Source organism: Dethiosulfatibacter aminovorans DSM 17477 (assembly GCF_900142005.1).
Classification (GTDB): Bacteria; Bacillota; Clostridia; order Tissierellales; family Dethiosulfatibacteraceae; genus Dethiosulfatibacter; species Dethiosulfatibacter aminovorans.
Genome location: NZ_FQZL01000018.1, coordinates 1 through 13,030, shown reverse-complemented (window position 1 = coordinate 13,030; position 13,030 = coordinate 1). Strand labels below are relative to the sequence as shown.

Genomic DNA, 13,030 nt, shown 5'->3' with positions numbered 1-13,030 from the left:
TCAACATTCCGTTAATTTTTTTAACCTGTCAATTGCCTGTTTTGCATAAATAGACGGTTCGTTTATATATGCTGTGACAAGCTCTATAGTCGCTCCACCATCATACCCGACATCATGTATCTCCTCAACAAGCTCCTTGAGGGGCATGTTCCCCTCTCCCGGAACAAGGTGGGTATCGCTTGCTCCATCACTGTCAATTATGTGCAGATGTTTGAGGTTCTTTCCCAGCTTCCTGAAATAGCTCATTATACTTTCATTTTGCACATATGGAGGAACCACATCACACATGGCTCCCAGATATGGCGAATCAATGTATTCAATTATATCACACAGGTCATTTGCACTTGTGCATACATTGGATTCATACGGAGTGAGAGCCTCAATAAGAATCATCTGATCCTTGTCCTGTGCATGATCCACCAGTTCCCTTATGCTTTTTTGCAGCCTGTCCCATATTTCCTTCCTGGTGGCATTGTATCCTGCATGACCGGCTGAAATCACAGTATACTCTGCTCCGAGGGCCTTTCCCATTTCAATTGCTGTTTTGAGATACTCAATCGATTCTTTTCTTTGATATTCATCACCGATCATATAATTGTATGGATATTCATTTTGCTCCGGTGTATATACCCTTATTGGCATTTCATACTTGTCCCATAGGGACAGCAAGCTGTCAAGCTGCCCTCTCTTAAGATCCCATGGATAGGCATGGGGCCTGCCTCCCCACAGCTCAATGTAGTCATATCCGAACCTTTTGGCATCTCTAAAGATATCCTCCACATCACTTCGCCTATATCCTGATGTAAACATTCCAATCTTCATAAAATCCCCCTTTCCGAATTCAAAAGACAGACTGCCTCAGAATCAAGAAACAGTCTGCCTTTAAAGTCAGTCGCGCTAACAGCCATCAATAATCAAGCTGTCTGTAGTATCTTCTTATCTCCATAGGATGGCAGTTCAGTTTTTCCAGGTGAACATCTATCCTTGCCGTTATAACTCTCATCAGTAGATGGGAAAGGTGCCCTCTGAATTTTTCGCTTATGCCTCTAAGCTCATAATCCTTTGTATCAATGATATTGTAGTTTGAGCATATCCTCGGCAGAAATTTTGCCACCCTTTCACTGAGTTTCCTCTGCGAATCCTCTCCGATGAATACCGTAACTGCCGTATCTCTGTCTACAATTTCAAACATGCCGTGGAAAAACTCTGCACTGTGTATGGATTTTGTCCTTATCCAATGCTGTTCTTCCCAGTAGCACATGGCGTAGGAATAGGTCGCTCCATACTGATTTCCTGCTCCAACAAAATAATGTATGCTGTCATTCATATGCTTTCTTGCGAAGTTTTCTCCAAATTCATCTGCAGCTTTTTCAACCTCTACGAGACCTCTTGCAAGATGTTCATCAAGCTCGGCATAGAGTTCAGGGTACTCTTCGAATTCTCCGGCATTGTACATGAATCTGTCAGCCACCATAAAGAATTTAAGCTGCTCATTCATTGGATATGAAATCAAATAATCCGACATCTCAGCCAGTTTCGTATCAGGATAATCGACAAAGCCTATAACTTCAGCACCCGCCTCCCTGGCCTTGGTCACTCCATCGATCATTTCCGTAGTTCTGCCTGTAACAGAAGAAATGACAACAATCGTGCCTTCTCCCACCTTCTTGTTTCCAGTACAGATGTATTCTGCTGCATTTTCCACAAAAAAGTCTATTGAAGACCTTTCCTTCATGTGTACCTCAGCCTGCAGGCATGATGCATATGTTCCGCCTATGCCAAGCCAACAGATGTTCTTATATCCTTTTTTGCATATTCCGTCTACAACAGCCTCCAATTCCCCTCTGATTGCCAAGGCTCCGTTTACGCTGTCCAACTGGTTCTGTTCGTCAAATTTCAACATTATCATGTTCTCCTAGGTATCTATTTATTCTCCAACTTTTAATTTTTGGTAGTAGTCATTGTATATTGTTATAGCTTCTCCAACATCCTTTTGGAAAAATACGTTCTGCTTGTAGTCAAAGTCTCTTGCAGGGTCATTTTTGTAAGTATCTGAAGCTGCTTCAACTGCTGCATCGTTAGGGCATGAATATGGATATTCCACAAGGTTTTCAGCCATAACCTGAGGATCAGCTATGTAATTCAGGAATTTTTCTGCAAGGTCAACATGCTTGGCTCCTTTAGGTATTACATAAAGGTCAAAACCAAGCTGTACCGGATCTTTTTCAAAATCGGCTATTACAATGCTGTTGTCCTCTCCCATCTCCGACATTGCCCACGAAGCATTTCCATCATAAGTGAATGCCACAGATGCAGTTCCGTTTGTAAGGTTTTGTTCAGCATTTCCATATGCTACAACATTTTCGTTGTATTTTACCAGCCACTCATATGCTTCTGCTATTTCACCTTCGTTTGTTGAGTTTGGATCATATCCAAGTGCGACAAGGGCTATTGGAAACAGGTTTCTTGCTCCGTCAATAGAAGCTATCTGACCTTTCAACGATGGGTCTATAAGATCGTTGTAGCTCTTGATTTCAACCGGACATGTATCCTCGTCGTAGATTATGTAGATATAATTCATGAGATATGGAACACAGTATTCCTTTGCAGTCCAGTATGATTCATTTATATTGGATGCATTTGGTATGTTTTCAAAGTTTATCTTCTCAACATAATCGCCTTCTATAAGTGATTCCATATAGGCATCACAAGTCATTATAAGGTCATAATCCTGTCCACCGCCTGCTGTAAGTTTTGTTATGGCATCTGCGTTGTCACTCATGTATGACAGATTAATCTTTGCATTGTTTGCTTCTTCAAATTCTGCAATCAAATCATCCGATATGTATTGTTGCCACATGTAGATGTTAAGTTCAGTGCTTGCAGCAGCTTCGTCGCTTTCACCGTTTGAACCGACACTGGTGCCCGAACATCCTGCGAAAATACTCATGATCAAGATCACAGTCAAAATAATAGATATTGCTTTTTTCATTCTAACTCCTCCATTTTTCTGCGCTTTAACGCATTTTTAATTTTATTATTCAAAATCATTGCAATAACAATGACTAGAATCATAATTGTGGTCAGTGCATTGATATCCGGCGTAATACCCGACTTGTTCATCGAAAGAATCAAGACAGGCAATGTTGAATTCTTTGCACCGGCAAGCATATTGCTCATTACTACATCATCTATTGAAAGGGTAAAGGACAGAAATGCCGCACTCATTACACCAGGCATGATGCTAGGGAGAGTCACATTCAAAAATGTCTGTATTCTGTCGGCTCCAAGATCCATGGATGCCTCTTCAAGACTGTATCCGTCGCCGATTATACGACCTTTTATTGTAACTACAGCATAGGGTATGCAGAAAGTGCAATGGCCTATCAATATGCTACCCATTCCAAGAGAAAATCCGATTTTCATGAATATTATAAGCAGTGCAACTGCCATGACGATTTCAGGAACTATTATAGGTATGTAAAGCATGTTGTTGATGAATTTCTTACCCTTGAATTCATATTTCTTCAGCCCGAGAGCTCCGATTGTGGCTATCGCAACCGAAATCACAGTCGCCAGCACTGCTATTATCACCGAATACCAGAGACTTCCTATCACAGCGGAATTGGTGAATAACTTCGAATACCACCGGGTCGTAAATCCGTTCCAGTAATAGTTGTATCTCTGATCATTGAATGAAAATACCATCATTACCACTACGGGAATATACAATACTGTATATATTGCAATGGAGTAGATTGTTCCAACAAGCTCTCTCAATATTTTTCTTTTTTGTGTTTTCGAAACACTCAACTACACCACCTCCATGTCTTCAATCTTGGCAAATCTGGTGTAAATGAAAATGAGCAGTCCTGTTATGACTATCAGCAGAACTGAAAGGGCCGCACCCAGAGGCCAGTTTCTTATCGCCCCAAACTGGTTTTTTATTATATTACCTATGTACAGGACTTTTCCTCCACCGAGCATATCCGTTACGGTATATATTCCAAGGGAAGGAATAAACACCAGTATTATGGAAGAAAAGATTCCCGGAAAGGTAAGGGGCAGTGTTATCCTGAAAAAGGTAGTGGTCTTTGAGGCTCCAAGATCCTCCGATGCCTCCAAAAGAGATTTGCTCAATTTTTCAATGGAGCTGTACATAGGAAGAACTGCAAAGGGAAGCATGTTTGTTATAAGCCCCAGCAGTACAAGCCCATCCGTATATACGAAGCTCACAGGCGCATCTACAATACCTGAGTATTGGAGGAACTTGTTCACAGGTCCGCTTGTCTGAAAAAGAAGCAGCCAGCTGTTGAGCCTCATTAGGGAGTTTGTCCAAAAGGGAATCATAATGAGCATGATAAGCTTTGAAGCAACTTCCTTTGGTTTTTTTGCAATATAATATGCAAAGGGATATCCAACCAAAAGGCACAGCACCGTTGTTACTGATGCAGCTTTCAAGGATTTGACTATGACCTTGAAATATGTGGTGTCCAACAAGGTTTTATAGCTGTCCGGTGAAAAATCATAAACTACTTCGCCGAAAACCCCTCTGGACATGAAGCTGATATAAACGATATAAAGCATAGGCAATGCCACAAACAGAATCATCCACAATGAAACCGGTCCTGCCATGGCCAGTGTTGGGAGTGTTGTCCTTTTAAAAGTGTTTTTCTGATTCATACTGCCCTCCGCACTAGTTCTTGACCTTAATGGCAACTGCTCTTTCAGGGTTCCAGGATATTTGTACTGAATCTCCCTCTTCAAAGTCATCATCCTTCTCAAAGCGTGAATACTTCAATTCGGAATTGTCTTTCATGTCTACGGCCGTCTTGACAACAGTTCCCATATATATGAAATCCTTGATCCTGCCCTTGAGACTGAACCCTTCGACAGGATTGATAGATACATTTATGTACTCCGGTCTTATTGACACATGTATGCTTTCCCCTATTCTGAATCCGTTTCCCTTTACCCTCAATGTACCTGCTGGTGTTTCAACATCCAGTATTTCATCATTGACAGCGGTTACTTTGCCATCTAGAATATTTGATTCTCCAATGAATCCTGCAACAAATTTAGTTACCGGTCTGTCGTAAATCTCTCTGGGAGTATCCAGTTGTTCTATTATGCCTTCATTCATTATTGCTATCCTGTCACTCATCGTGAGAGCCTCTTCCTGGTCATGAGTTACATAGATAAAAGTAATTCCAAGCTTCTTCTGAAGTCTCTTCAACTCCACCTGCATCTGCTTTCTAAGCTTGAGATCCAGGGCGCCTAGTGGTTCATCAAGAAGCAAGACCTTTGGATTGTTTATAAGAGCCCTTGCAATTGCAACTCTTTGCTTCTGGCCGCCCGATAGAGCTTCCGGCTTCCTTTTTTCATATCCCTTGAGCTGTACAAGGTTCAGCATTTCATTGACCCTTGCAGCAATTTCATCCTTTGGTCTTTTTCTTATTTTCAAGGCATAGGCTATATTGTCAAACACACTCATATGGGGGAAAAGAGCGTAATTCTGAAAGACTGTATTGACATCTCTTTCAAAAGGTTCCTTGTCCTCTATACTCTCTCCCTGAACCTTGATAATTCCTGATGAAGCTTCTTCAAATCCCGCAATCATTCTTAGGGTGGTGGTTTTTCCGCATCCCGAAGGTCCAAGCAGAGTAAGGAATTCTCCCTGTTTCACTTCAATGTTCATTTTTTTTACAACCTGGTTTTTCCCAAAACTTTTCTCAACATCAATTAAAGTTACTATTGAATCAGTCATTCTTCACCTCTTGAAATAAATGTAAATTTTTATACTCCGGAACCGGGCCATAATTCCGTATAGAAAGTGGTCCTGTCTCCAATGTTCAACGACCTTGTAGCTTCCACAACTCTATCATCCATGTCATAGGAAATTGATTCCAGCAGGAATGCAGGTGTATTCTCAGCTACATCTAGCATTTTAGCTTCATTCTCATCCAAAGTTGTTATCTTTATCCACTGCTTGGAAAATTTCAATTTATGATTGTAAATATTTTCAATTATTTCATACAGGGAATCTTTTTCGAAATCATATTGAAGCAGGTCGTCAAAGAGGCTTACCGGCAAATATGAGTATTCCAGCGCAAGGGGTATGTTGTCTCCATATCTTACACGGACTATCTCATAGGCTTTGGCACCAATTGTCGTTTCCAGCAGCGAAGCGATTTTCTTGTCCACTTCAATTATTCCTGTTTTTACAACCCTGTTGCTCGGCTTGATGCCTCTGGATATCAACATTTGCGAAAATCCACTGAGTTTTACGAAGTCTCTTTCAAAATTCGGTATCCTCACAAAGGTACCCTTGCCTTTAACCCGGTAGGCATATCCCAGATCCACAAGTTGTGTCAATGCACTCCTTGCCGTCATTCTGCTTATTTGATAAGTTTCGCTTATTTCCCTTTCAGACGGCAGCTGGCTGCCGCTCTCAAGCTCACCTGAATTTATTTTTTCAATGAGAATGTCCTTTATTTGAATATATAACGGGGGAATATATGGTTTTTTTGTCATATTATCTCATCCTTTCATATTGGTATAGTTGTATATACCAGTACTGTAATGATATCACGACTGGATGATATTGGCAAATATTTTTTCTTATCTTTTGTTTAATATTAATTCTCTCAAAATATGCTATAATTATATTGTCACAAGTTGACCAGATGAATTAGAATTCAACAAGTCTAATTCAGATGAAACCAAAAATATCAACAAGTTATTATAAAAAACCATGCAAAAAACAAAAAGAACCGGACCTTTTGTTTTTTGGAGGAGGAGAAAATGTACAAGGTTGGAATAATTACGGCCAGCGACAGCGGCTCGGAAGGAAAAAGAGAAGATTTAAGCGGTCAGGTAATAAGGGAAATGGTTGAAAAGGCAGGATATTTAGTAGTTGACTACAAGATGGTACCTGACGACCTTGAAATGATCAAGGAAACAATAATATACATGTGCGACGGCATAGGCGTAGACCTTGTCCTCACTACAGGTGGTACGGGGTTTTCAAAACGGGACAACACGCCAGAAGCAACCCTTGCTGCGATACAGAGAAGGGTTCCCGGCATTCCCGAGGCCATGAGGTATCTGAGCCTTCAGATAACACCAAAGGCAATGCTTTCAAGAGCCGAGGCTGGAATAAGGAACAACTCCCTGATAGTAAACCTCCCCGGAAGCCCCAAGGCAGTAAGGGAATGTCTCGAATATATCATGAACCCGATGGAGCACGGTCTTGATATTCTCAAGGGTTCTGCAACCAACTGCGCCGAGAAAGAATAACAAACCGATTTGATAATGGGATAAATTAAAGACCTACTGAAATTTGATGTGTTTCAGTAGGTCTTTTAATTCCAATCCAAGGACTGAATATTTTCCATCAAGTAAACTTACACCACAACCATATGGCACCCGAATGTGCTGTTAAAGATATTTTCAAAGAATTTGAGATATGCCTTTTCCAAAGTGATGTCCTCATCCGAGAATGTCTTTATGATAACCGCATCATTGTGCTTCTCGCATTTTATATCCTTTATCCTCATGCTGTTGCTTCTGTCAAGGCCTTCAGCCATCATGAGGAGGACACTGAGCTTTTCAATATTATCCTGCTCTTCCTTGTTCAATAATTTGTAGTAGTCTTCAAGATTTTCCTTAAGCTTGTGGGTTGTATGCCTTCCCGCCACTACTGCAGATATGAGCTGTCTCTTGTTGTTCATGCCCTTCAGCATGGAGTTCAGCATTATATAGAAGGAATGCTTGTGATGATTCTTGTAGTCAAGAAGCTTCCCTACATCATGGAGCATGCTCGAAGCATACATTATGTCCTTCATGTCGTCCTTCATTCCATGGATGTCCTTAAGTTCTTCGAAAAGTCTTGTCATGAGGAAATGCACGTGAACCGCATGGTCCACATCAACATCGTATACAAGCATCATGTTTTCAACTGAAAGCCTGAGAGGATTCTTCTTGATATTGTTGATTCCAAATCCGCATTTCTCGAACATGAGACCTTCCCTCAGTCCGTCCCTGCTTATTACCAGATGGCTTGAACCGCAGTGGTCCAGAAGATACTTGACGGCACCGCATGCACCTACAAATATGTCTGACCTGTCACCGCTGAGACCCCCGATGTTTTCCCTTTTCTTCCTGCTTATTGAAGACACCTGTTCATAGAGGCTGTTAACGGCACTTCTTTCTATATAGTAGTTGTGTATGGCACTGAGAGGATAGTCGTCCTTTTTCTTCTGTATCTTTCCTATTGTCCTTATGGTACCGCCTATTCCTATAAGAGGAAGGTCCTTCCCTTCCTTAAGCCACTCAACTTCCTCGTATTTGTCTGTCACATATTCCTCAAGTCTTTTCAGGTCATCATTCTTGGGTTTGTCCCTGAGGCTGAATTCGTTGGCAAGGTCCACTGCCCCGAAAGGAAGACTTATTGAATTCTTCAGCTTCCTGTCCTTTACCAGACCGATTTCAGTGGAACCGCCTCCGATGTCCATAAATACATAGTCTCTCTTGCTCAATGAATTTATGGATCCTATATAGTCATACATGGCCTCCGATTCACCTGGAAGAAGCTCAACATTAACGCCCAACTCCTTTTTTGCATAGCTGATGAACTCGTCCCTGTTCCTTGCCTTTCTGAGGGCCGCCGTGGCAACTATCCTTATCTCTTCACACTTGCTGGCACGGCAATAGTCCACAAGCATCCTCAGTGTCTTCTTGCCGTATTCCAACTTTTCTTCATTCAGAAAGCTGTCCTTGTCAAGGCCTTCGGAAAGCCTTACATTCTCCTTGAATCCGTCAATTACAAAATAGCTTTTCTCAGTTATTTCAGCTATTATGAGCCTGAAGGTGTTTGACCCTATATCGATTATTCCATATCTCATATCATACTCCCATCATTTCTTCTTTTGCCCTTCTGAAATTTTCAACTGCATTTTCATGAAGCCTCATCTGTACGTTAACAGATTCCTTGCCCCTTTTGTCAACCCTTCTGTAGCTTCCGTCCTCAAGCTGAAACCTGCTCTTCTCAGTATCGGCAAGGCTCAGTTCAAGCATCTCAACAACCCTTTCCTTAAGAATTCCGTTTTCAACGGGAAAGAGAACCTCTATCCTTCTGTCCAGGTTTCTTTCCATCCAGTCAGCACTGGATAGAAAAATGTCGGAATACCCTTCATTGTAGAAATAGTATATCCTGCTGTGCTCAAGGAAGGTTCCTATTATGCTCCTGACCCTTATGTTTTCACTAAGGCCTGGAACTCCGGCCCTGAGACAGCATACCCCCCTTATTATAAGATCTATTTCAACCCCCTCACGGGAAGCTTCGTAAAGCTTGTTGATTATCTTTTTATCCACAAGTGAGTTGAACTTGGCAATTATCCTTCCATAGCCGCCGTTTTTTACATTCCATATTTCCCTGTCTATATAATGCTCGAAACCCTTTCTCATTCCATGAGGCGCCACGAATATCTTCTTGTATTCCCGATGCTTGGTATATCCCGTAATGGTATTGAACATGTTGGATATGTCGCTGCATATGTCCTCCCTGCAGGTGAACATTCCTATATCCTCATAGAGCTTTGCCGTTGAATCGTTGTAGTTGCCCGTAGCCATGTGGACATATCTGTTTATGCCCTCGTCTTCCCTTCTGACCACCAGCAGTGCCTTGCAGTGTATCTTCAGTCCAGGAAGTCCGTATACTACGTGGCATCCTGCCCTTTCAAGCTTCTTCGCCCATACGATGTTGTTCTCCTCGTCAAACCTTGCCTTCAACTCGACAACCACCGTAACCTGCTTTCCGTTCTCCGCCGCACGGATGAGCTTGTCTATGATGGGTGAGTTCTTGCTTACCCTGTAGAGTGTCTGTTTTATGGCAAGTACATCCGGATCGTCAACAGCCCGGTCTATGAATTCAAGTACCTTGTCAAAGGATTCATAGGGAAGATGTATCATTCTGTCTCTTTCCCTTATGGCAGAAAAGATATCCTCTTCTCCATAAAAATCCATTGCCCTTTGCGGTTTAGGATCTTCGTCTATGAGATGGGAAAATCTGCTGTTTCCTATGAAGGAGAACCAGCTTGCAAGGTCCAGGGGAGCTGTAAGCTCGTATATTTCATCGGAGGACACCCCGTAGTTTTTCTTCATGAATTTCATGAGTCCCTTGTCTCCCTTTTTCTGAAGCTCTAGCCTGACTGCAGATCCCCACTTCCTCTTCTTTACATACTTCTCGATTTCCAGAAGAAGGTCTTCCGCCTCGTCTTCGTCTATCGCAAGGTCGGCATCCCTCGTTATCCTGAATATTACCGTTCCCGAAATTTCATACCCCTTGAAAAGCTTGTCCAGATTGTTCTCTATTATGTCCTCAAGATAGACGAAAACCGTTTCATCACCATCCGCATCCACTTCAACAAACCTTGTCAGAACGGAGGGAACCTGAACCACGGCATAGAGCTTGTCGTCATCTTCGAAATCCAGTTCCACTGCAATGTTTAGACTTTTGTTTCCAAGATGGGGGAAAGGTCTTCCCGAGTCAACTGCTAGAGGAGTTAGTACTGGAAGACAAAACTCCTCGAAGAATTCATCTGCATATTCCTTCTGGGAAGGGTTCAAGTCTGAATATTTTTTCATGAATATTCCCTCTTGTTCCAGCTTTGGAAGTATGGACTTGTTGAGACAGTTATACATCTTCTTCATCATTTTCTGGGTTTCTTCATAGATTGCTTCAAGCTGCTCCTTGGGAGTCATTCCAGCTATGTCACGCTTGTTGTATTTTGCAGCCAACTGCTGCTTGATACCGGCAACCCTTACCATGAAGAATTCATCAAGATTGGATGCAGTTATTGCAAGGAACTTGAGCCTTGTGAATATTCTGCTTTTTTTGTCATAGGCTTCCTCAAGAACCCTGTTGTTGAACATGAGCCAGCTTAACTCCCTGTTGACATATTGTTCATTCATATTTTCAGCCATTTATATCCCCCTTTTGATAACAAGCTTAATGTCCATTCCGTAGACTTCCTTGAAAAATTCCTTGTATTCGTTAAACTTTATCTGTTCTATATATGTATTTTTTTTGCTTTCAACCTGTATAACCAGGTCGCCTTTCTGCATCCTGACAGCAATATTCTTGAATTTCTGCTTGTAGTTCTTGTCAAGTGAATCCGCCATCCTCATAATAGCCGAAAGCTTTGAAACACAGATTTGTTCCGCCGGGCTCAATGCCATGTACTCATTGTCGTTCTCCCCGGGAAGGAGGAAGGACTGATATTTGACCAGAAGGGATATGATCTCCCTGTCCTTTTCAGTAAGTCCTATGATATCCGTATTCCTGATTATATAGCTGGAATTGAGATAATGCTTGTCGGAGTTTATAAACTTGCCTATATTGTGAAGAATCACCGCAATTTTCAGATAGAGAAACTCCTTATCCTTGAAATTGTTTGTCCTCGTCAGTTTCTTCATTATCTTTTCCGAAAGGAAATCCACATATTGTATGTGGCTGTCATATGCCTTGTACATTTCCGCAAGCTTCAGGGAAGACGATACGGCATATTGCTTAATGTCGTTTTTCATGGCTCTGTACTTGCCGGGGAACAACATTTCGTTGAACATTGTATTGAAAAAGAAGATATCCGGCAGGATGATTCCCTCTACGCCTGAAATGTCCACCAGGTTTTCAATAATTGTGGTGGCTATGATTATCTCGTTGGCGAATTCCTTTCTCACATTGTACTTGATTGATATCTTATCTGCATTCATTCCGGTTATTTCCTTGAAAAACCGGTGGAATTCCTCCTTGCCTATCATCCCCGTTTCTTCTTCAACACTGCACAGTGCTGCTATTGTTTCAGTGGCCCTGCCGGCCACCAACAGGAATTTCATCTCATTTTTGGGAAGAAATTTGGGTAGAAAATTTAAATATGTATGGAGCTGCTCCTTGACAAGGTAATTCATCTTGTCGGAGTACTTCTCGGCACTCTTGGCTATTTCATAAAGCTTCAGTGTTCCTATCAGAATGTTTTGAAGGTAGTTGATTGAATTATTCTCATAAAATGCTATTCCAAGGTTTCCGCTTCCAATGAAAGCCAGCATTCCGTTGTCTTCGAGCTGTCCCTTGTTTTTAAGGCCTTCTATATTGGACATGAATATGTGGTTCTTGAGCTCTGCATCCGTCAGTATCTCAAGATTGATTCCCGTTTCCTGGAATATCCTGTCTCTTATGTAATACCTGTTTTCTGATTCCCTCAATGCTGTAGAAGCAAGAAGTCTTATCCGTTCGCAACCGTATTCCTTAGAAAGCTTTTTGTAATTCCTGATTATTTCGACAATCGCATCGACCTTCTCGACAGGTATTCTCCTGTTCTCAAATACATCCTTCCCAATTGACAGCCTTGACTTTGCCTGATCAATAATATTAAGCTTGTTCTTTCTGTTCTGTCCTATCCTTATTCCAATATATGTTGAGCCGATATAGATAATTGATGCAATTCTAGTATTCTCCATTCCATTCCCTCTCATAACAATATTCATACAAAACGACTTTGTCGCATTGCAGGCATAAGCATCGTTGCTGTGCAAACCTTTTAGTCTTAATTATATCACGAATACGGCTTCCTTGTCATGTAAAGCACCTGTAAATTTAACCCTTAAAAACTTCTTCAACCGCATAACACCAACATTTCAATGTCTATGCATTTTTTCTTTCCTGGGATAAAACAAAAGCATGCTATCCCTCTTGATTGATATGCTCCCTTAGTAATAGACAGTTTAAATAATAAAACTGTTATCACTAGGAGGGCATATTTTTTATGGGAAGAAAAGGAAAAGTATCTTTTGAGGAAAAGACTCGTATAGTAGAAATGTATTTGAATGGTATTTGTTCACAAGAGGATTGTGCAAGGATAGCTGGAGTTACAAAAACATCAGTCCAGCAATGGATCAGAAAATACGAAACCTTTGGTATTGAAGGTTTAAATACAAAAATAAAGCATAAGAAATATACTAGGGATTTAAA

Annotated in this window: 12 protein-coding genes; 2 read left to right on the top strand and 10 right to left on the bottom strand. The window is 41.4% G+C overall.

All coding sequences use genetic code 11. The features are described from left to right. The 7 genes from frlC to BUB05_RS11675 all read right to left on the bottom strand — a co-directional run bounded on the left by frlC (position 1) and on the right by BUB05_RS11675 (position 6,534). Entirely contained in the window at positions 1–822 is an 822-nt protein-coding gene (frlC, locus tag BUB05_RS11705; RefSeq protein ID WP_073049803.1) for a fructoselysine 3-epimerase, read from the bottom strand. Positions 823–907: 85 nt separating this feature from the next. Beyond that, positions 908–1,903 (bottom strand): SIS domain-containing protein, encoded by a 996-nt coding sequence (locus tag BUB05_RS11700; protein WP_073049802.1) that lies wholly within the window; start codon positions 1,901–1,903, stop codon positions 908–910. 24 nt (positions 1,904–1,927) lie between these two features. After that, complete coding sequence (locus BUB05_RS11695) at positions 1,928–2,992, bottom strand: polyamine ABC transporter substrate-binding protein (protein WP_073049801.1); 1,065 nt, start codon at positions 2,990–2,992, stop codon at positions 1,928–1,930. Then, a complete protein-coding gene (locus tag BUB05_RS11690) occupies positions 2,989–3,813 on the bottom strand; it encodes an ABC transporter permease (RefSeq protein WP_073049800.1) in 825 nt (274 codons plus the stop codon). The genes BUB05_RS11695 and BUB05_RS11690 overlap by 4 nt, the downstream gene beginning before the upstream one ends. After that, positions 3,814–4,683, bottom strand: coding sequence for an ABC transporter permease (locus BUB05_RS11685; RefSeq protein WP_073049799.1), 870 nt, complete (start codon positions 4,681–4,683; stop codon positions 3,814–3,816). It lies immediately after the preceding gene. 13 nt (positions 4,684–4,696) lie between these two features. Then, a complete protein-coding gene (locus BUB05_RS11680; RefSeq protein WP_073049798.1) occupies positions 4,697–5,767 on the bottom strand; it encodes an ABC transporter ATP-binding protein in 1,071 nt (356 codons plus the stop codon). 29 nt (positions 5,768–5,796) lie between these two features. Then, the gene (locus tag BUB05_RS11675; RefSeq protein WP_073049797.1) at positions 5,797–6,534 is read right to left on the bottom strand and encodes a GntR family transcriptional regulator; all 738 of its coding nucleotides are present in this window, start codon (positions 6,532–6,534) and stop codon (positions 5,797–5,799) included. Positions 6,535–6,804: 270 nt separating this feature from the next. Between BUB05_RS11675 and BUB05_RS11670 the strand changes: the two genes are divergently transcribed. Then, a complete protein-coding gene (locus BUB05_RS11670) occupies positions 6,805–7,299 on the top strand; it encodes a MogA/MoaB family molybdenum cofactor biosynthesis protein (protein WP_073049796.1) in 495 nt (164 codons plus the stop codon). 107 nt (positions 7,300–7,406) lie between these two features. On the opposite strand, the gene BUB05_RS11665 is transcribed toward BUB05_RS11670, so the two are convergent. Genes BUB05_RS11665 through BUB05_RS11655 form a run of 3 tightly spaced genes read right to left on the bottom strand, consistent with a single transcriptional unit; the run spans position 7,407 to position 12,519 of the window. Further along, positions 7,407–8,906 carry a Ppx/GppA phosphatase family protein gene (locus BUB05_RS11665; protein WP_073049795.1) on the bottom strand — a complete coding sequence of 500 codons (1,500 nt, stop codon included), beginning with the start codon at positions 8,904–8,906 and terminating at the stop codon, positions 7,407–7,409. 1 nt (position 8,907) lies between these two features. Next, on the bottom strand, positions 8,908–10,986 hold the full coding sequence (locus tag BUB05_RS11660; protein WP_073049794.1) for an RNA degradosome polyphosphate kinase: 2,079 nt from the start codon (positions 10,984–10,986) through the stop codon (positions 8,908–8,910). Further along, entirely contained in the window at positions 10,987–12,519 is a 1,533-nt protein-coding gene (locus BUB05_RS11655; protein ID WP_073049793.1) for a Ppx/GppA phosphatase family protein, read from the bottom strand. Between the two features lie 305 nt (positions 12,520–12,824). Between BUB05_RS11655 and BUB05_RS11650 the strand changes: the two genes are divergently transcribed. Beyond that, positions 12,825–13,030, top strand: a 206-nt coding sequence (locus tag BUB05_RS11650) for a helix-turn-helix domain-containing protein (protein ID WP_139257990.1), incomplete at its 3' end; no start/stop codon positions are given.